The organism is Acidobacterium capsulatum ATCC 51196, assembly GCF_000022565.1.
Classification (GTDB): domain Bacteria; phylum Acidobacteriota; class Terriglobia; order Terriglobales; family Acidobacteriaceae; genus Acidobacterium; species Acidobacterium capsulatum.
In genome coordinates this window covers 3,523,452-3,541,441 of sequence record NC_012483.1, presented here as the reverse complement: position 1 = coordinate 3,541,441, position 17,990 = coordinate 3,523,452, and the positions used below count along the sequence as shown (strand labels likewise).

Annotated in this window: 19 protein-coding genes; 6 read left to right on the top strand and 13 right to left on the bottom strand. The window is 59.1% G+C overall.

The features are described 5' to 3' along the window. Positions 1-5: 5 nt before the first annotated feature. From ACP_RS14535 to hypE, 3 genes are read left to right on the top strand one after another with little or no spacing between them, the layout of a single operon-like run. The gene (locus ACP_RS14535; RefSeq protein ID WP_015898108.1) at positions 6-272 is read left to right on the top strand and encodes a HypC/HybG/HupF family hydrogenase formation chaperone; all 267 of its coding nucleotides are present in this window, start codon (positions 6-8) and stop codon (positions 270-272) included. Then, positions 269-1,396, top strand: coding sequence for a hydrogenase formation protein HypD (hypD, locus tag ACP_RS14530; protein WP_015898107.1), 1,128 nt, complete (start codon positions 269-271; stop codon positions 1,394-1,396). Before ACP_RS14535 ends, hypD begins: the two co-directional genes overlap by 4 nt. Then, positions 1,393-2,517, top strand: a complete 1,125-nt coding sequence (gene hypE, locus ACP_RS14525) for a hydrogenase expression/formation protein HypE (protein WP_015898106.1) — start codon at positions 1,393-1,395, stop codon at positions 2,515-2,517. The genes hypD and hypE overlap by 4 nt, the downstream gene beginning before the upstream one ends. 52 nt (positions 2,518-2,569) lie before the next feature. Here the strand turns inward: hypE and hypB are convergent, their stop codons facing one another. From hypB to msrP, 8 genes are all read right to left on the bottom strand, one after another. Then, positions 2,570-3,250: a hydrogenase nickel incorporation protein HypB gene (hypB, locus tag ACP_RS14520; RefSeq protein ID WP_015898105.1), complete on the bottom strand. Its 681-nt coding sequence runs from the start codon at positions 3,248-3,250 to the stop codon at positions 2,570-2,572. Further along, the gene (locus tag ACP_RS14515) at positions 3,247-3,594 is read right to left on the bottom strand and encodes a hydrogenase maturation nickel metallochaperone HypA/HybF (RefSeq protein WP_015898104.1); all 348 of its coding nucleotides are present in this window, start codon (positions 3,592-3,594) and stop codon (positions 3,247-3,249) included. Before ACP_RS14515 ends, hypB begins: the two co-directional genes overlap by 4 nt. Before the next feature lie 4 nt (positions 3,595-3,598). Beyond that, positions 3,599-4,111, bottom strand: a complete 513-nt coding sequence (locus tag ACP_RS14510) for a hydrogenase maturation protease (RefSeq protein ID WP_015898103.1) — start codon at positions 4,109-4,111, stop codon at positions 3,599-3,601. Continuing rightward, positions 4,098-4,892, bottom strand: a complete 795-nt coding sequence (gene cybH / locus ACP_RS14505) for a Ni/Fe-hydrogenase, b-type cytochrome subunit (RefSeq protein WP_015898102.1) — start codon at positions 4,890-4,892, stop codon at positions 4,098-4,100. The genes ACP_RS14510 and cybH overlap by 14 nt, the downstream gene beginning before the upstream one ends. 3 nt (positions 4,893-4,895) lie before the next feature. Further along, positions 4,896-6,632: a nickel-dependent hydrogenase large subunit gene (locus ACP_RS14500; protein WP_015898101.1), complete on the bottom strand. Its 1,737-nt coding sequence runs from the start codon at positions 6,630-6,632 to the stop codon at positions 4,896-4,898. After that, the gene (locus tag ACP_RS14495; RefSeq protein WP_015898100.1) at positions 6,632-7,774 is read right to left on the bottom strand and encodes a hydrogenase small subunit; all 1,143 of its coding nucleotides are present in this window, start codon (positions 7,772-7,774) and stop codon (positions 6,632-6,634) included. The genes ACP_RS14500 and ACP_RS14495 overlap by 1 nt, the downstream gene beginning before the upstream one ends. A 2,143-nt stretch (positions 7,775-9,917) precedes the next feature. Further along, complete coding sequence (locus ACP_RS14490; RefSeq protein ID WP_041839620.1) at positions 9,918-10,562, bottom strand: protein-methionine-sulfoxide reductase heme-binding subunit MsrQ; 645 nt, start codon at positions 10,560-10,562, stop codon at positions 9,918-9,920. A gap of 16 nt (positions 10,563-10,578) precedes the next feature. Next, positions 10,579-11,547 carry a protein-methionine-sulfoxide reductase catalytic subunit MsrP gene (msrP, locus tag ACP_RS14485; protein ID WP_015898097.1) on the bottom strand — a complete coding sequence of 323 codons (969 nt, stop codon included), beginning with the start codon at positions 11,545-11,547 and terminating at the stop codon, positions 10,579-10,581. 182 nt (positions 11,548-11,729) lie between these two features. Here msrP and ACP_RS14480 point away from each other — a divergent pair, with 182 nt between their 5' ends. The 3 genes from ACP_RS14480 to ACP_RS18380 all read left to right on the top strand — a co-directional run bounded on the left by ACP_RS14480 (position 11,730) and on the right by ACP_RS18380 (position 13,361). After that, entirely contained in the window at positions 11,730-12,752 is a 1,023-nt protein-coding gene (locus ACP_RS14480; protein ID WP_015898096.1) for a beta-ketoacyl-ACP synthase III, read from the top strand. A 148-nt stretch (positions 12,753-12,900) separates the two neighbouring features. After that, positions 12,901-13,074: a hypothetical protein gene (locus ACP_RS18385; RefSeq protein ID WP_015898095.1), complete on the top strand. Its 174-nt coding sequence runs from the start codon at positions 12,901-12,903 to the stop codon at positions 13,072-13,074. A 119-nt stretch (positions 13,075-13,193) separates the two neighbouring features. Then, the gene (locus ACP_RS18380) at positions 13,194-13,361 is read left to right on the top strand and encodes a hypothetical protein (RefSeq protein ID WP_169305988.1); all 168 of its coding nucleotides are present in this window, start codon (positions 13,194-13,196) and stop codon (positions 13,359-13,361) included. Between the two features lie 533 nt (positions 13,362-13,894). Here ACP_RS18380 and ahpD read toward each other — a convergent pair. From ahpD to ACP_RS14455, 5 genes are all read right to left on the bottom strand, one after another. Then, the gene (gene ahpD / locus ACP_RS14475; protein ID WP_015898092.1) at positions 13,895-14,446 is read right to left on the bottom strand and encodes an alkylhydroperoxidase, AhpD family; all 552 of its coding nucleotides are present in this window, start codon (positions 14,444-14,446) and stop codon (positions 13,895-13,897) included. 82 nt (positions 14,447-14,528) lie between these two features. After that, positions 14,529-15,065 carry a peroxiredoxin gene (locus ACP_RS14470; RefSeq protein ID WP_015898091.1) on the bottom strand — a complete coding sequence of 179 codons (537 nt, stop codon included), beginning with the start codon at positions 15,063-15,065 and terminating at the stop codon, positions 14,529-14,531. 71 nt (positions 15,066-15,136) lie between these two features. Beyond that, positions 15,137-15,568 carry a Fur family transcriptional regulator gene (locus ACP_RS14465; protein WP_015898090.1) on the bottom strand — a complete coding sequence of 144 codons (432 nt, stop codon included), beginning with the start codon at positions 15,566-15,568 and terminating at the stop codon, positions 15,137-15,139. 150 nt (positions 15,569-15,718) lie between these two features. Next, a complete protein-coding gene (locus ACP_RS14460; protein ID WP_015898089.1) occupies positions 15,719-16,372 on the bottom strand; it encodes a peroxiredoxin-like family protein in 654 nt (217 codons plus the stop codon). A 74-nt stretch (positions 16,373-16,446) separates the two neighbouring features. Then, positions 16,447-17,862: a glycoside hydrolase family 30 protein gene (locus tag ACP_RS14455; RefSeq protein ID WP_015898088.1), complete on the bottom strand. Its 1,416-nt coding sequence runs from the start codon at positions 17,860-17,862 to the stop codon at positions 16,447-16,449. Between the last annotated feature and the right edge of the window lie 128 nt (positions 17,863-17,990).

Sequence of the window (17,990 nt, the reverse complement as noted above, 5' to 3'; positions counted from 1 at the left end):
ATACTATGTGTCTTGCTATCCCAGGAAAAGTTATTGAGATCCGCAGCCAGAGCGGCATGCGGATGGCGCGTGTCGCCTTTGGCGGGGTAACCCGCGATGCCTGCCTTGAATACGTTCCCGAAACACGCATCGGCGACTATGTACTGGTGCACGTCGGGTTTGCCATTAGCCGTGTGGATGAGGACGAAGCCCGTCGAACCTATGAGGCACTCGCTGAACTTGGTCAACTCGACGAACTCGACATTCCCGAACTCCGTGAGGATGGACAATGAAGTTCGTCGATGAATATCGCAACGGAGATATTGCTGCAAAGCTTGTCCAGAAAATTCGCAGTGTACAAACGAAGCCGTGGGTCATCATGGAAGTCTGCGGAGGGCAAACCCACTCCATCGTCAAGAATGGCATTGACCACCTTCTGCCGGCAGGCATCGAACTCGTTCACGGTCCCGGCTGTCCCGTCTGTGTTACCCCGCTGGAAATGATCGACCGGGCCCACGCCATAGCCCGCCGTCCAGACACTATCTTTTGCTCTTTTGGAGACATGCTTCGCGTCCCAGGAACACATGGCGACCTTTTCAGCATCAAGTCGCAGGGCGGGGATGTCCGCGTCGTATACTCTCCGCTCGATTGCCTCAAAATTGCGCAGGCAAACCCAGACAAGCAAGTCGTTTTCTTCGCCATCGGCTTTGAAACCACCGCTCCCGCAAATGCCATGCTCGCCTGGCGTGCAAAGCAGCAAGGCCTGGACAACATCTCGCTGCTCATATCGCAGGTTCTGGTCCCTCCCGCCATTGAGTCCATCCTTGGCTCGCCGCAGAATCGAGTGCAGGCTTTTCTTGGTCCGGGTCACGTCTGCACCGTCGTCGGCTATGCCGAATATGAGCCGCTCAGCGCGCACTTCCGTGTGCCCATAGTGGTGACCGGCTTTGAACCGCTGGACATCCTTGAAGGCGTCCTCATGGCCGTCGAGCAACTTGAAACCGGCCGTTATGCCGTCGAAAATCAATATTCACGCGTTCTCGACCGTACCGGTAACCGTCCTGCTCAGGCCTTGATCGCAAAGATTTTCGAAGTCAGTGACCGCAAGTGGCGCGGTGTCGGCAACATTCCGCAAAGCGGCCTTCGCCTTCGCGATGAATTCCGCGACCTCGACGCCGAACTCCGCTTCCAGGTCAGCGATATCTCGACAATGGAGCCAGAGCAATGCATCGCCGGTCAGATTCTTCAGGGAATCAAGAGACCCCACGATTGCCCGGCGTTCGGCACTACCTGCACACCGCAGCATCCGCTCGGCGCAACCATGGTTTCCGCTGAAGGCGCGTGTGCCGCCTACTATGCATACGGCCGCCACCTGAAAGACACAGACATCGTCACAATCGGAGAAACATCGCGATGAGCACCACCAAAGCCAGTCAATCTACAACCGCCACAGCCTCCGATGAAAACCCCTCCGTTACCGGAGCCTTCGGCTCGTGCCCGCTGCCCATATTCGATCATCCGAATATCGTCATGGGCCACGGCAGCGGCGGTAAGCTCTCTGCTGAACTGATTGACAAAATTTTCGTTCAACGCTTCCGTAATCCCATTCTCGACCGTATGGACGATCAAGCTGTTCTTGAAATCGGTGGGATGCGCCTCGCTTTCACAACCGATTCTTTCGTCGTCACTCCGCTCTTCTTCCCAGGTGGAGACATTGGCCATCTCGCCGTCAACGGCACTGTAAATGACCTCGCCATGTGCGGCGCCCGGCCGCTCTATCTCTCCGCGGCGTTCATCCTCGAAGAAGGTCTCCCAACTCAAGACCTCGCCAGAGTCGTAGAATCCATGCGCGACGCTGCTAATGCGGCAAACATCCAACTTGTCACCGGCGACACCAAAGTTGTGAATCGCGGCAAGGGAGACAAGGTTTTCATCACCACCACAGGCATCGGAATCGTCGACCGCCCCACAGAAATGTCCGCCGACCGCGCCCAGCCCGGCGACAAAGTCATCCTCAGCGGTTTCATCGGCGACCACGGCATCACCATACTCTCCCAGCGCGAACATCTTGAATTCGAAAGCGATCTCAAGAGCGACTGCGCCCCGCTTCATTCCCTCGTCGAAGCAATGCTGAATGAAGCTGAGGCGAACGGCAACATCAAAGGCATTCGCTGCATGCGTGACCCGACTCGCGGAGGTGTCGCAACCGTTCTGAACGAAATTGCCAGAAAATCACACGTCGGCATGCGGCTCCATGAGTCCTCTATCCCTGTCCGCGAATCCGTTCGAGGAGCCTGTGAAGTTCTAGGTCTGGACCCACTTTATGTAGCCAATGAAGGCAAGCTGCTCGCAGTCGTTGCACCGCAAATAGCGGACCAGCTTATAGTGCGCATGCGCAAGCATCCACTCGGAACAGAAAGTCAGATCATCGGTGAAATTACCGGGCAGCCCAGGGATATGGTGCTCATGAAGACATCCATTGGTGGAACGCGCGTAGTGGATGTGCTCTTCGGCGAACAGATGCCGCGCATTTGCTAGAAACACTGATCTAACAAATTAAATGCCGCAAGCCGCAAACCGTTCTTTGACGTTACGCCTCTGCCGGTATTTGCCGGCGGCGAAATTCTTCGCGCCGAGTCGCCAGCCAACCAATCCATCCATCGAGCCCATCTGCTGTAGTACTTGAAACCGTCAGCATTTCAATATCAGGGTGAACGATCTTTGCATTGCGTTGCGCGGACTCAACATCAAAGGAGACGTACGGCAGCAGGTCAGACTTAGTAAGAATCATCAAATGCGATTTGGCAAAAATCGAGGGATACTTCAATGGCTTATCCTCTCCCTCGGTTACGCTCAGCAGGACGATGCGAGCGTCTTCACCCAGATCATAGCTTGCAGGACAAACCAGATTGCCCACGTTTTCAATCAGCAGCAGATCTAATTCATCATGCTGCCAGGCATCGAGCGCCCGGAGAATCATTCCCGCATCAAGATGGCATACGCCTCCAGTCGTGATCTGTTGCACCGGGAACCCATAACGCGCCAGCCGCTTCGCATCGTTTTCAGTTTGCAGATCTCCGGTAAGCACAGCTATCCGGGCATCCCGGTCAAATCGCTCCAGAGTCTTCTCCAGCAAAGTTGTCTTACCAGACCCAGGCGAACTCACAATGTTCAGGCAATAAGTCCTCTGCGCCTCAAACCGGCTACGAAGTTCATTAGCGATCCTCTGGTTCTCACTAAGCACAAGCTTCTGCTGCGGCACTACATTCATGCTTCATCCACCTCTACAAAAGCAAGCTCCAATTCTTCTCCGCCAATCAACTGCACCTGCTCATTGGCACAACTGGGACAAGGCTCACTGTATAAATCTGTTTCAAATTCGCAACCACACTTGGCACAGCGATTCCGCCGAGGACACTTCTGCAGCTCGACATCAATTTTTTCCAGCTCGGTACCCTTGCGCAACGCTGCCAGGGCAAATTCCAAAGCATCAATATCCACGCCTGAAAGTACGCCGATCCTCACTCCAACTCGAGTCAATCGTGTCCCTGCAAGACGGGCGACCTCGGTTTGTGCGGCTTCAAGTATTGCATTGGCAATTCCCACTTCATGCATGAGCTCAAACCATCACATCCGCGCGCTCGTCCGCAGGCACTTGTTTCACAGCCAGCCAGTTTTCGACCTGTTTTCTAGATTCCTCTATGAGCACGGGCAGAGTCTTATGAACTTCATCCGTCAACTCTGTACCCCACCCGATCAACTTAGGCTGTATCCCCAAAAGCACAATCTCTTCGGGCTCATCTCCCATCAGTCTGAGCACCCCAATCAAATCCGCGAATCCGAGCAGATGCACGCTCTTACCAGACGGAATATCTCCCAGCTCATCTTTCTCGAATCGAACCATCTCTCCCGGCGCTGTTCCCACATCCACGGCATCCAGTGCCAGCAGGTGAGTAACCCCATGCAGGGCATGCATGAGATCAAGCCCCAGAGTGCTTCCCTCAACGCAGAAAACTTCATCCATCGATCCAGGATCTTCCGCCAGCGCACTCACAGCCATCATGCCCACCGCATCGTCCGTGCGCATCAGGTTCCCCAGCCCCAGAACGCAAATCCGTTTACGCGCTTCCATTCGTCCTTCGCGCCCTCCGCTGCTCGCGCCGTTCGCGCTTGGCTTTACGCGCTTCCCGTTCTGCGCACATTTCTTCTTCCACCACGCTCCGCTGCATAAACTTCCATCCGCTGAAGATGCTTCCCATGATTCCATTCTTCAGGTCAAAAGCGTTGATCAGCGCGCTGTACAGGTGGTGCACAAAGAACCCGATCAGAAGAAACATGATGAAGTAGTGCGTAAACCGCACATACTGGATACTCACGCTGTGCGACAACCATCCCGTCAGGAAGCTCGCAAAGTGGTCATGCGATACCGTGGCGTACAGCGTCAGCCCCGTCACGCACTCCACTGCAATCGCAAAATACACCCCGAGGTAAAACACCGCCGCCAGCGGATTGTGGCCCACCTCCGGCATCGGCATCCTTCTAATAAGTCCGTAGTAGCTGATCGTGCTCTCCAGCCTCTTATGTTGCTGCTTCGTCAGAGGAAGATACGACAACCATCGCGAATACCGGTTCCCCGCAAAGAACCAGTAAATCCGCAGGATCAGCGCCGCCAGCAGTACAAATCCGAACACCTCGTGAATAAAACGCATCGTGCCCATCGTCCACGCATTTGGGCTGTGCGCCTCCAGGTACGGAAAGTGCATGTACATCCCCGTGATGCTCAGCGCGGTAATGCAGAAGAAGATCGTCCAATGCACAATGCGCACCGGCCACTGCCACACATACACCCGCACTAAATCATCCACGGGCGGCTTCGGCGTCTCGACCGGCACAGCATCCACACGCGTCGCCATGGCTCACACCTCCTGCAGTGCTGGAATCGCGCATCCAAGCGGCGACGTTGTCGCGCGTCCTTGCGCGCCCACCACGTGTACCGCGCATGCCAGGCACGGATCGAACGAGTGCACCGTCCGCAAAATCTCCAGCGGCCGCTCCGGATCCGCGATCGGTGTCCCCGCCAGAGCAGCTTCATATGCACCTCGCTGCCCACTGGCGTCTCGTGGACCGGCATTCCATGTGGATGGCACAACAGCCTGATAATTCACAATCTGCTTGTTTTCGATCTCGATCCAATGCCCAAGAGACCCGCGCGGAGCCTCATGAAAACCAAATCCCCGGCATGATTTCGGCCACGAATCCGGATCCCATTTCTCCCCGTTGTGAATCGCCACATTGCCGTGCGCCATGTTGTCATCCAGTTGCGCAACCCATCCTGGCAATTGATTCACCAGCAGCTGCGCCTCCAGCGCCCGCGCCGCAATCCGCCCCAGCGTTGAGAAAAGCACTGCAGGCGGAGCATTGAAGTGCTGCAGCGTCGCGTCCACCACCTTCCGCGTTCCCTGGTGGCCTGCCGCATATGCCACCAGCACCCGCGCCAGCGGACCAACCTCCACCGCTTTGCCGTCGTACCGCGGTGCCTTCAGCCACGAGTACTTCTCGTCCACATTCAAATACTCATACGGAGGCTTCGGTCCCGTATAAGCCGGATTCGTCTCGCCCTCGTACGGATTCCGCACCGTCTCGTCGCCGCCGCTGTAGTGGTACCACGAATGCGCCACAGACTCTGTAATCTTCTCCGGCTCTACCTTGTGCACCGTGCTCAAATCCCGGCCCAGCACAATCCCCCGCGGCACCAGGAACTGCGCCGGATCATTCTGGTATCGCGAAGTAAAGTCGCCGTACGACATAAAATTCCCCAGCCCTTCGCCATACCCGAACCAGTCCTTGTAGTACCCGGCAATCGCCATCACGTCCGGCAGATATACCTGATCCACAAACGTCTTGCCCTGCGCCACCAATTGATTCAGCAGCGTAATCCGCTCCGGATTGATCACCGCATCCGGCTCGTTCCCATCCATAGCCGTCGCCATCCCGCCCACCAGGAAGGTCTGCGGGTGCGGATTCTTCCCGCCCAGCACCGCATGAATCCGAATGAACTCCCGCTGCAAGTCCAGCGCCTCAATGTAATGCGCCACCGCCAGCAGATTCACCTCCGGTGGCAGCCGGTACGCCGGATGCCCCCAGTACCCGCTCGCAAACAGGCTCAGTTGCCCGCTGCCTACCAGCGTCTTCACGCGGTCCTGCACCGCTTTGAAATAGGTGGTGCTCGACTTTGGCCACTCTGAGATCGACTGCGCAATCTGCGAGGTCTTCGCTGGATCGGCCTTCAGCGCCAGCGTTACATCCACCCAATCCAGAGCATGCAGGTGATAGAAGTGGATGATGTGATCCTGCACATTCTGCGCGCCGGCAATAATGTTGCGCACCAACCTCGCATTATCTGGAATCTCTACTCCCAGTGCATCCTCCACGGCGCGAACCGAGGCCAGCGCATGGACCGTCGTGCACACGCCGCAAATTCTCTGCGCCCATATCCACGCCTCGCGCGGATCGCGCCCCCGAAGAATCAGCTCAATGCCGCGAAACATCGTGCCCGAGCTCCACGCGTCGCCCACCGCGTTGCCCTTCATCTCTGCCTCAATGCGCAGGTGCCCTTCAATGCGCGTAACCGGATCCACCACAATGCGTGCCATTACTGCTTGTCCTCCTCTTGGCAGCCCCTCACCTCATACGGCGGAGTTTCTTCCTTGTGCGGATGCAGATGATCGCGCACCACGCGGCCAACTCCGTGCGCGGCGCTCAGCGCTGCCACCCCGCCCACAATCGACCAGCCAATGTCGCCCGCTGTCACATCCACGCCAAATCCTGGCGGATGCGGCAGCCGCTCATAGAACGGCGATGCGGTATCCCAGAACCGCGGCGAAGCGCACGCAATGCACCCATGCCCGGCCCGCACCGGCCAGCTCGTTCCGCTGTTCCACTGCACCACCGGGCAGTTGAATGTCGCCTCCGGCCCCTTGCAGCCCATCTTGTACAGGCACCAACCCTGCCGATGCCCTTCATCGCCCCACGCCTCTACAAACCGGCCCGCGTCGTAATGCGCACGCCGCTGGCATTGGTCATGCACTATCTGTCCATAGGCAAACAGTGGCCGGTTGTATTGATCCAGCGCCGGCATCTCCCCAAACGTCAGGTAATGCACCAGCACGGCCGTCGTGTTCGCTACGTTGTGCGGGCAGCCTGCCAGGTTGATTACGTTCAGCTCCGGCAGCGCCTCCTGCACGCCCAGCGCACCCGTCGGGTCCGGATGCGAACGCACCAGCCCGCCGTCCCACGCACATGCGCCCACTGCAATCACGCCGGCCGCGTTCCCGCATACCTCGCGCGCCAGATCCAGCGCCGTCCGCCCGCCAATCGTGCAGTACACGCCGCCATCCGCCGTCGGAATCGCACCCTCCACAATCACCAGGTACTTGCCTTTTTCATTCTTGACGACCTTCTGCAGCACCGACTCCGCCGCCGCTCCGGCGCCGGCCATGATCGTCTCGTGGTACTCCAGGTTGATCGCTTCCAGAACGATGTCCTCAATCGTCGGATGGGCCGACCGCAGCATGGACTCCGTACAGCCCGCGCAATCCTGATATTCAAGCCATACAACCGTTGGCTTGCGCTTTTCCGTAAGAGCGGCTGCAACCACCTTGGCGTAGCCAGATGGCAGTGCCAGGGTTGCTGTAATTGCTGAGCAGAACTGCAGAAAGCGTCTGCGCGAGATACCGCGCCGCTGGCAGGCTTCATATACCGAACCCTGGTCTGCGCTGTGAACGGGCAGGTCCATGACCGATCTCCTTGAGAACCGCAAGATCGTGCAAAGGATAGTAAGTCGAAGAATCGAGCAGATGTGACGAGCATCACCCTTTTCTCTTACTCCTGCCCTTAACCTCCACATTCACTTCGGTTCTTGCCGCGCACATCGCCTCCGCTGGCAAATCTCTGCCTCATGTTTCATTGCACGGTGAGCGGAATCGTCAGGGTGTTCGTGGCAGACCCGTCGCTCGCCGTCACGGTGACGGAATAGCTGCCCACCGCCGTTCCGGAGCTTCCTTTGGGCGAAGATGTGGGTTAAGCAGGCCAAAACAAAACGCGGGCAGCAAGCAAATCCGCCACCAACCATCCCCGTATCAAGGCATGGCTTCAGCCATGCCACTCACCGCCCGCAAAAAAGAAGAAGGCTTGAGCCCCTGAGGGAAAGCACACGATGGAGAAGGCGTCATTCTGAGCGAACCGGGGTCCCGGCGTGCGCCGCACGCTGGGGTGCTGAAGTGAAGAATCCCGGCGATGCCTCAGCAGCCAACGCCGCCCCCGGTTTCTCCCACCATCTTTGGTGCCCCATTCAAGCCGGGTGCCCCACATCTCAAAGAGATGTGGGTTAAGGAGGCCAAAATAAGGCGCAGGCAGCAAGCAAATCCGCCACCCAACCCCCGTATCAGGGCATGGCTTCAGCCATGCCACTCACCGCCCGCAAAAAAGAAGAAGGCTTCAGCCCCTGAGGGAAAGCACACGATGGAGCAGGCGTCATTCTGAGCGAACCGGGGTCCCCGGCGTGCGCAGCGCGCTGGGGTGGGGAAGCGAAGAATCCCGGCGATGCCTCAGCCTCCAAACACCGCCCCCGGTTTCTCCCACCATCTTTGGTGCCCCATTCAAGCCGGGTGCCCCACATCTCAAAGAGATGTGGGTTAAGGAGGCCAAAATAAGGCGCAGGCAGCAAGCAAAACCGCCACCAACCATCCCCGTATCAGGGCATGGCTTCAGCCATGCCGCACCATCCATAAAAAGAAGAGGGCTTCAGCCTATGAGGGAAAGCACACGATGGAGAAGGCGTCATTCTGAGCGAACCGGGGTCCCCGGCGTGCGCAGCGCGCTGGGGTGCTGAAGCGAAGAATCCCGGCGATGCTGCGGTCCCAAAGCGCCGCCCGAAGTTTCTCCCGCCAAACCCTCGCGGCCCTTCTTCGCGTTCTTGGCGTCTCGCGGTAGCTCACGCCTTTGTCATCCCGGCCAAACGAAGTGAGCGGAGGGACCTGCATTCCCATCCCGAACTCCGCCCACCCAGGCGTACCCACGTATCAGGGCATGGCTTCAGCCATGCCGCACCGCCCACAAAAAGAAGAGGGCTTTAGCCTCTGAGACAAACCTTCCGACCCAAGAGATGAGTGAAGCCAGTATCCCCTCGAAAGACAGGTGCCCATGCAAGCCTGCAGTTAGCTTGAGCAGAGTCATAGACCCCATCCCAGCAGAACCGATGCAACACTCTGCAACTCGTGAATCTATTTGGATAAGTGCATGGGACTGCTCGCGACAACGGACGACCATCGGCGCATGTCAGGTTAGCAGGCGGGTGGCCCATACAAGCCTTCTTTTGGCTTGTGTGGGGTACAAGAATCCCCGGGCGGCGGGATCGTCCCTGGAATAACCCTGCCGACCGCGCTGGGCGACCGTCCTCGTAGTGGGATCGTTACAGTCGGCCTGCGACGAGCGAACAGAAGGCTCATCCAGCGAAAACGCGAAATCACTCATCCAGCTCGGCTTGTGCGCCCAAACCACGCATAGATACCACCAAACGGGGAATGCTCCCGCAATCCACCCTGCCGTATCGTCGCCATCTCTGACCACTGACTCTCCCGAGCTCAATCAGCGCATTATTAGCAACTCACTCACCCATCCCCAAAGTACCCCACACCCGCGCCGGGAATTCCCCCTCATTCCGCTAACATAAAAATAGAAGCTCAGAAAAAGACCGCCACGCCCGGCCTTCTTCTGAGCTTTTTTCTCTTTTTAAGCAGTCCGCGGGGGGTTAATTCGCGTTGATTCTAAAGCACTTACCAGCCTAATGTCCGGCAAGCCACGTAGAATCAACAACTTCTGGGACATTAATGTGTGTGTTTTTTTTCGCAGCCCCTGAAGGGGCCACGCAGCCATCCCCGCTACATCTTCTCCGCGCCCACCGCCACCGGCGGCTTGCGATCCCCGTTTTTCCCCTCCCGAATCGCCTTCACCACCGGACGCGCCAGCAGCAGCCCGCCAATCAGCAGCGTCAAAAACATCGGCGTCGTCACGCCAGGCTTCACGCCCCACCAGTAATGCACCAGCCCGGCAATCGCCGCCGCATACGTCAGCTTGTGCAGGCGGTTCCAGTTCTTGCCGCCCAGCTTGCGAATCGACCAGTTCGTCGACGTCAGCGCCAACGGAACCATCAGCAGCCACGCCGCCAGCCCGGCCACAATGAATCGCCGCTGGCTGATGTCCTGCTCCATCGCCGCCAGGCTAAAGCCCGCATACAGCCACACATACGTCAGCAGGTGCAGGCATGCGTAAAAGAACGCATACAGCCCCACCAGCCGCCGGAAGCGGATCAGCCAGCCCAGCTTCGGAATCAGCTTCCGCACCGGAGAAATCGCTAGGGTAATCGCCAGCAGCCGCAGCGTGCTGCGCCCGGTAAAGAATGTCACTGTGTGCGTCGGGTCGGGGCCCAGGTTGTTCTCAAAGCCCGCATACACCAGCCATGCAATGGGCAGCAGGCACGCCAGGTGGACCAGCACCTTCAAAAAAATAATCAGCTTCTTCGGCATCAATCCGTCTGTTTTCTCAGTAGTAGGTGTTCAGATTCATGCCTTTATACAGCCCCGCCACCTCATCGGCATAGCCGTTGAACATCTGCGTCGGCTGCAGTTGCTTCCAGATCGGCGCGCCAATCACCCGCTCCCGCGCCTGGCTCCACGGCGTGTGGTCCACGTTCGGATTCACATTCGAGTAAAACCCATACTCGTTCGGAGCGATCAGGTTCCAGGTCGTCGGCGGCTGGTTCTTCACAAAGCGAATCTTCACAATCGACTTCGCCGACTTGAAGCCATACTTCCACGGCACAATCACGCGCACCGGCGCGCCGCTCTGATTCGGCAGCGCCTCGCCATACAGCCCCAGCGTCAGCAGCGTCAGCGGATGCATCGCCTCATCCATCCGCAGCCCCTCCGAATAAGGCCACGGAATATTTACGCTCATAATCCCCGGCTCCTGGTTCGGCCGGTCCACTGAGATGAACTGCACATACCTCGCCGTCGAGAGCGGGTCGCACGCCTTGATCAGCTCCGAGAGCGAATACCCCACCCACGGAATCACCATGCTCCACGCCTCCACGCACCGGAAGCGGTACACCCGGTCCTCCAGCGGACGCAGCTTCATCAACTGGTCAATGTCAAAGGTCTTCTTCTTATGAACCAGCCCTTCCACCTCAACCGTCCACGGCTCGGTCTTGAGCCGCCACGCGTTCTCTGAGGGGTCGCTCTTGCTCGTCCCAAACTCATAGAAGTTGTTGTAGTGCGTCACGTCCTGGTATGAGGTCGGCTTCAGCCCCTTGCCATAATTCGGGTTCGGCGTCGCCGGCAGCTTCGTCCCCGCCAGCACCCTGGTCCCGGGGCTCACCAGGCGATCCACTCCGGCTGCGGCGGCCAGACCCACGCCCGCAACGGCTGCGCCCATCATGAACTTGCGGCGGTTCAGAAAAACGGACTTCGGCGTAATCTCCGATTCCGGCAATTCATACTTCTTTGAAGGCATGGCAAATCCTCCCCAATTGAGTCTACTCATCTGACACACCAAACGGATGTTGGTTACATTCGGGTTGTGATTCCATCCACAGAACCCCGCCAGTGCTCCAGCGGATGCACACGGCTGTACACCGTCTCCCCCGTCAGCGAAAATACAGTTTTGGACTGTAACTCCCGTTTTTGATCGGAGAAGTGCCCTTGAGTCTGCAAGTTCGCCCATCTGCCTCGCGCCGCGCCAAAATCAGCTCGCTCGGAACCTACGTCCCGCCCCGCGTGCTGACCAATGCCGATCTGGAAAAGATGGTCGACACCACCGACGAATGGATCACCACCCGCGTTGGCATCCGCGAGCGCCACATTCTCGAAAAAGGCAAGGGCACCAGTGACATGGCCGTCGAGGCCGCCCGCATCTGCCTCGAAAAGCGCGGCCTCGCCGCTACCGATGTGGAAGTCATCATCGTCGCCACCGTCACGCCAGACATGCTCTTCCCCGCCACGGCCTGCCTCGTGCAAGACAAGCTCGGTGCCAAAGGCGCCTGGGGCTTTGACCTCTCGGCCGCCTGCTCCGGCTTCGTCTATGCCCTGCAAATGGGCTGCAAGCTGGTCGAGTCCGGCGCACACTCCCGCGTGCTCGTCATCGGCGCTGACACCATGTCTTCCATCCTCGACTACACCGACCGCACCACCTGCGTGCTCTTCGGTGACGGAGCCGGCGCGGTCCTCATCGAACCCGCCGAAGAGGGCGAGACCGGCATGATCGACTTCGTGCATGAAATTGACGGCTCCGGCGGATGCTCCCTCTACATGCCGGCCGGCGGCAGCCTCAACCCGCCCACCCATGAAACCATCGACAAGCGCATGCACTACGTCCATCAGGACGGCCAGGCCGTCTACAAGTTCGCCGTGCGCAAGATGACCGAGGCCACCACCCGCGTGCTTGAGCGCAACGGCATCACCGGCGCGGACCTCGGCTGCTTCATCCCCCACCAGGCCAACCGCCGCATCATCGACGCCAGCGCCGAACGCCTCGGCCTGCCCGCGGAAAAGGTCGTCATCAACATCGACCGCTACGGCAACACCACCGCCGCCACCATTCCGCTGGCCATGGGCACGGCCCTTGAAGAAGGGCGCCTCAAAAAGAACGATCTGATCCTCATCGCCAGCGTCGGCGCCGGCTTCACCGTAGGCGCAGCCCTCCTCCGCTGGGAGTTCTAACTCCAGCCTCCAGAGTCTCCCACGTCTCGATCAGAGCCGTGGGAGGCAAAAGCCGCCCTGTCACCCTCCACGTGTCATTCTTCTCCAGACTTTCCGGCCCGCATTTTTTCTGCATCTTTTCATCCCGCCAACCGATCTACTATGAGTTATGACTGCCATTGAAATCATCGGTGTCATTCTCGCCACCAGCCATGTGCTGACGGTCGGCCTCATCGTCCTCTGGTTCGGACTCAACAAGCCGAAGACCCTCACTCTCTTCCGCCAGCGCTTCCGCGCCGCGCTGTTCCCGGCCCGCGCCCGCTCCACCCACTCGCTGCGTTAAGCCCTCTGCAACCTCGGGGGTTGCCTCTCACAGCCAGAGCAAGGCCACGCCTCCCCTCCACACGGAGATTCGTAGCGCGAAGGCAACCCGGCACGCGACCGCTCCGTCCAAGCAGTGTCATGACGCTCCAGGTCATTGGCGCACTCATCATTGCAGGCAATGTCATCGGCCTGATTTTGGTGATTTTCTGGATGGGTCTGGGCATGCCGGTCCACTTCGCGGATTTTCGCGAACGCTTCCGGCAGACGTTTTTCCGGCATCCTCACAAGCCGGCGAAACATCATTAAGCCTCGGCCATCGCAGCATTACAGACGACAAGTTCGAGGGGATTTTCGCGCCTTTTAAGCGGCCTTCTGGCTCGCGCCACCGCCGTCCCGTCCATGCACACGCTAAATTGCCCTGCCGGAGATTCCTCCTCTTTCCGGTAAGCTGGAGATAGGGGAATCCCTAGGTCGCGCCCGGTTTTCCCCATCGGCTCGCCGCCCCTGCAAAGCCGGCAAAAAAAAATACTGCGCAATGTGAATCTCCATTCACATTCACGCAAGCATCTCAATCCAAAAGAGTTAGACGGCCAAAGTCCGTAAAATTCGCTAAAAACGTGAATCCGCATTCACATTTACCCGTAAATAGCTTATTTTCAACAACTTCATTCCACAATTGCACCCCAAAACGCGCTGAAATGTGATTCCGCATTCACATTTACCCTCTTTTGCGCGCCAAAAGCAAAAGGCGCGGATTCCTCCGCGCCTCCCGGCATTCCTCCGGTACTTTGGTCATCCGGCTCCCCTCAGACAAGGCTTCCGTCCCTCGGGGTCGGCTCTTACGCCATCGCCGCTTCCGGCTGGTGTACCTTCTCGGCATCGAGCACCGCGCCAATGGCATGAATCACCGAGGCCACCCGCACGGCCGCCAGCACCAGATCCTCGCCTGCGCCCTTTTCGCGCAGCACCTTCTCGTGGCTGTCCACGCACTTGCCGCAGCCGTTGATGGCCGAAACGGCCAGCGACCACAGCTCAAAGTCCACAGGCTCCACGCCATGCGTCCGCATGCCGTTCATGCGCAGCCGCGCCGGCATGGTCGCGTACTTCTCATTGCTGCTCAGGTGCTGGAATCGGTAAAAGATGTTGTTCATGCTCATCAGCGCCGCCGCAATACGCGCCGCTTCGAGCGCCTGCTCTGAGAGGTGCTGCGCACCATCTTCCAGCGCCGCCGCTGTCAGCGTGTCATTGCGGGTGGCAATCGCGCTCGCCACCACCGTGCCCCACAACTGCTGCGGAGTCAGTTCAGTGTTCTGCCGCACCAGCGTGGAGTAGTTCAGCTTGATGTCCTTTGCATAGCCCGGCAGTGTTTCCATCACGGTATCGATCGGCATTTCCTGATCCCTTCTGTTCTGTGAGACAGGCACGCGGCGCCGGAGCTGCTCCAGACGCCGCGCGCGGTTGGCTTGCTTTGGCTTAGACGGTGAGCGTCTCTTCGCCCTTCTGCCAGTTGCAGGGGCAAAGCTCGTCGGTCTGCAGGGCGTCCAGCACGCGCAGCACTTCCTGCGGATTGCGGCCCACTGACAGATCGGTCACGTACACAAAGCGAATGATGTTCTCCGGATCGACGATGAAGGTTGCCCGCTGCGCCACACCGGCATTCACGTCCAGAATGCCGAGCTGCCCGCACAGGTCGCGCTTCACGTCGGCCAGCATCGGGAAAGGCAGGTCCTTCAGGTCTTCGTGGTTGTTGCGCCACGCCAGGTGAACAAACTCTGAGTCGATGCTGCCGCCCAGCACCTGCGCGTCGCGGTCCTGGAACTCGCCGTTCAGCTTGCCGAACGCGGCAATCTCGGTCGGGCACACAAAGGTGAAGTCCTTCGGCCAGAAGAAGTAGATCTTCCACTTGCCGGCATACGACTCATCCGTGATGGTCTCAAACGCCTTGTTCTTGTCGGTGCTGACGGTCGCCGTCACGCTGAATGAAGGAAACTTTTCGCCTACGGTAAGCATGGGTAGTGCTCTCCTGAAGAGTTGGGGTTGGTTAAATTTTGATCTTGAAGACTACAGAGAAAACTTGCGTATCAGGCTGGTTTTCGGCACCCGGCGCATATCCCCAGGACATCGACGGCGTACCTCTCCACCAGAAATCCGCCGGGCACATCCCCCAGCGGTCCGCCAAACCCGAGTTGCTCCGAGGGAATGTCGGTAATTGATTTGCAGACGCGGCAAACCAGATGATGATGCGGCTCGTGGTTGGTTTCCACCCGCATGGAGCCATGGTGCGGGCTCGCTTCGCGAAAGATGCCCGTATCCACAAACAGATGAATCGTCTTGTAGACCGTCGCCAGCGAAATGGAGGGAATCTCCTCCTTCACCTGCGCATACACCTCTTCCGGGCTGGGATGGCCAGGCATCGTGGCCAGCTTCTCCCAGATCACCAGCCGCTGGTGGGTCACCGCCAGGCCGGCTTCTTCACAAATTGCCCGAAATTGCTCCGCGGCATGCATCAACATCTTCTCTTGTTTAATAGTAATTATCGTTCTGGAACGAGACAAATCCGCCCGGGCAACGTCCGGCCGCCTGTCTCATATACCCAATAGATGCTTCCCGCCCGCCGAGGATGCAAAGACTGGCCGGGAGCTCGAAGACTATCGTTGCCGGGACTATCGTTGCCGGGCCAGCAACGGTGCCAGCACCTCTTCCGGCTCGGGCCGCACGCGAAAATCGGCATACGCCTCGGCAAACACCACCGTGCCATCCTGCCCCACCACGTAGGTGGCCGGCAGCGGCAGCCGCCAGCTCTCTTCCCCATTCACAAAAGGAATGTTGACCAGAATGCTGCGGTAGTAATTCCGCTGATAATCGGGCACGGAGTACATCAGGCCGAACTGGCTGGCCAACTGACACTCAAAATCGGTCAGCAGCGGAAACGGCAGCTTGTGGTGCCCCGCCGTGAAGTCGCTCTGGCGCTGCGTCTGCGGCGAAATAGCCACCACCAGCCCACCCTGCTCGCGCACTACCGGATACAGGTCACGCCATGCCTCCAGCTCTGTCACGCAGTAGGGGCACCAGCGCCCGCGAAAGAAGTTGATCACCAGCGGCCCGAGCGCCAGCAAGTCCTGTGAGCGAACGGTGCGCCCGGTCGCATCCGGCAACTCAAACTCCGGGGCCTTCGCACCCACAGGCAAAATGTGCTGCTCAATGCCGGTCGTGAACAGCTCCTCGACCGCGCGGTCGCTGATGGCGAGCCGCTCCGGCTGCACCAGGTTACGGGTGTTTTCGGTAATGAGGTCGAGCTGATCCTGCAGGTGCGCCATGCTCCTTCTATCTTCGCAGATTCGGCGCACTCGCTGGCGTAACGCAGATCACATCGCCCCACCGGGCGCTGGCCTTAGGCCAGCACCCAGGTGGTCACGCTTTCGGGAGCAGCCACGGCCACGATGCGGTTATTCTTCACCTCCACCGGCGGCAGCGCGGCATGGTTTTCGCTCGCCGAGGTCCGCACCGCCTGGCAGCGAGTGGCCGTCGCGCCGCTCAACTGCACCGGAAAAGCCTGCTCCGCATAGCCCTTGTTGATGGCCACCAGAATGGTCTTGCCGCTCGCCTCATCGCGATAGGCGGAGAAATCCACATCCGTAGCCGGAGTCTGGGTCGCCTCAATGCGATGCGCGCCGGGCCGAATGAACCGGGCATACTGCCCGATGGTGTAAAGCCGCTTGGTGAGCTGATAGGTCCCTGTCTTGAGGTCCAACCCGACAAGTGAGCCGCGATAGTTGCCCGCGAGCGATGCGCCCCACCACCACAGCCATCCGCTCACCTGGTCTTCCACCAGGTGCCGGTGCACGAGCCGCGCCCAGTAGATGCCGTCGGTGATGTTGGTGATGTTCTTGCCGTCGGCGCTTACCTCGGTCTGCCAGACGCGCTTGCCATCCTTGAGCGCCTGGTGAAAGACGCCGGTGCGCTCGGCCAGCGGCACGTAGGGCGTCACGTCGTCGGCATAAGCATGCGCGGCCACAATGCTCACGCCCTTCTCGCAGACCGGATCGGCCAGAATCGTGTTGATCGCCAGATCCATCCAGCGGGCATCTTCATTCACCACAATCTGCGCGGTGACGCCCTTCTTCTGAAAAGTTGGAATCAGCGCCGTTCGCAGAAAGACCGCCATCTGCTCCCCGCTCCAGATGCACGAGGGCCACGGCGCCAGAAAGTCCGGCTCATTGGCCGGCGAGAGCGCATAAATGTCGATGCCGAAGTGCTTCTTGTAGCCCAGCACATACTCGGCCAGATAGTCGGCAAAGGCCTGATACTTATCCGGCGCAAGCTGGCCGCCGCGATTCACCTGATGCGTGGTCTTCATCCACGCCGGCGGCGACCACGCCGTGCTGAAAAACCGTCCGCAGCCGCGCTTCTTCGCCTCGCCCATTAACCAAAGCTGGTCTTCATCGCCCTTCCAGTTCCACTCGCCGGGCGCGGGCTCGATCGTGCCCGAGGAGCCGTTGCGCGACTTCTGCCCCGCTCCGCCGTCGCCGATAATGTTGCGCAAAATCGAGAAGCCCAGGCCCTTCTTCTGGTCATAGAGCAGGTCGAGCAACTGGGTGCGCGCCGGCTCCGGCATATCCTGCAGGTTGCGCGCCTGGTGAAAGGCCTCGGAGAAGCCGAAGCCGTCCATCACCTGGTGCTCCATACCGGCATCGACCAGCGCGCCGCTTGCAACATTCACAGACTGCGCCAGAAGGCGTGGGGCACTGGCGGCGACAGCGGCGGTCGCGGCAGCATGGCGAACAAATTCGCGGCGGGTCACAGGCATGATGAGAGTCTCCTCAAGGCAAGCGGAATCGGAACACGGCGCGCCGGGCAGAAAGGCTCCCGCACGGCCCAGTAAATGCATTTACATAGGTAAATGAAGCCGTTGAGAGCTGTCCAATAGAAATTCCC

What these genes read in the sequence shown, in the direction of transcription:
- ahpD (WP_015898092.1), bottom strand. Translation starts at nt 14,446, where the DNA reads ATGCCGATCGATACCGTGATGGAAACACTGCCGGGCTATGCAAAGGAC.
- hypB (WP_015898105.1), bottom strand. Translation starts at nt 3,250, where the DNA reads ATGAATGTAGTGCCGCAGCAGAAGCTTGTGCTTAGTGAGAACCAGAGG.
- ACP_RS14535 (WP_015898108.1), top strand. Translation starts at nt 6, where the DNA reads ATGTGTCTTGCTATCCCAGGAAAAGTTATTGAGATCCGCAGCCAGAGC.
- cybH (WP_015898102.1), bottom strand. Translation starts at nt 4,892, where the DNA reads ATGGCGACGCGTGTGGATGCTGTGCCGGTCGAGACGCCGAAGCCGCCC.
- ACP_RS14465 (WP_015898090.1), bottom strand. Translation starts at nt 15,568, where the DNA reads ATGTTGATGCATGCCGCGGAGCAATTTCGGGCAATTTGTGAAGAAGCC.
- ACP_RS14500 (WP_015898101.1), bottom strand. Translation starts at nt 6,632, where the DNA reads ATGGCACGCATTGTGGTGGATCCGGTTACGCGCATTGAAGGGCACCTG.
- hypE (WP_015898106.1), top strand. Translation starts at nt 1,393, where the DNA reads ATGAGCACCACCAAAGCCAGTCAATCTACAACCGCCACAGCCTCCGAT.
- msrP (WP_015898097.1), bottom strand. Translation starts at nt 11,547, where the DNA reads ATGCCTTCAAAGAAGTATGAATTGCCGGAATCGGAGATTACGCCGAAG.
- ACP_RS18380 (WP_169305988.1), top strand. Translation starts at nt 13,194, where the DNA reads ATGACGCTCCAGGTCATTGGCGCACTCATCATTGCAGGCAATGTCATC.
- ACP_RS14515 (WP_015898104.1), bottom strand. Translation starts at nt 3,594, where the DNA reads ATGCATGAAGTGGGAATTGCCAATGCAATACTTGAAGCCGCACAAACC.
- ACP_RS14455 (WP_015898088.1), bottom strand. Translation starts at nt 17,862, where the DNA reads ATGCCTGTGACCCGCCGCGAATTTGTTCGCCATGCTGCCGCGACCGCC.
- ACP_RS14470 (WP_015898091.1), bottom strand. Translation starts at nt 15,065, where the DNA reads ATGCTTACCGTAGGCGAAAAGTTTCCTTCATTCAGCGTGACGGCGACC.
- ACP_RS14495 (WP_015898100.1), bottom strand. Translation starts at nt 7,774, where the DNA reads ATGGACCTGCCCGTTCACAGCGCAGACCAGGGTTCGGTATATGAAGCC.
- hypD (WP_015898107.1), top strand. Translation starts at nt 269, where the DNA reads ATGAAGTTCGTCGATGAATATCGCAACGGAGATATTGCTGCAAAGCTT.
- ACP_RS18385 (WP_015898095.1), top strand. Translation starts at nt 12,901, where the DNA reads ATGACTGCCATTGAAATCATCGGTGTCATTCTCGCCACCAGCCATGTG.
- ACP_RS14510 (WP_015898103.1), bottom strand. Translation starts at nt 4,111, where the DNA reads ATGGAAGCGCGTAAACGGATTTGCGTTCTGGGGCTGGGGAACCTGATG.
- ACP_RS14460 (WP_015898089.1), bottom strand. Translation starts at nt 16,372, where the DNA reads ATGGCGCACCTGCAGGATCAGCTCGACCTCATTACCGAAAACACCCGT.
- ACP_RS14490 (WP_041839620.1), bottom strand. Translation starts at nt 10,562, where the DNA reads ATGCCGAAGAAGCTGATTATTTTTTTGAAGGTGCTGGTCCACCTGGCG.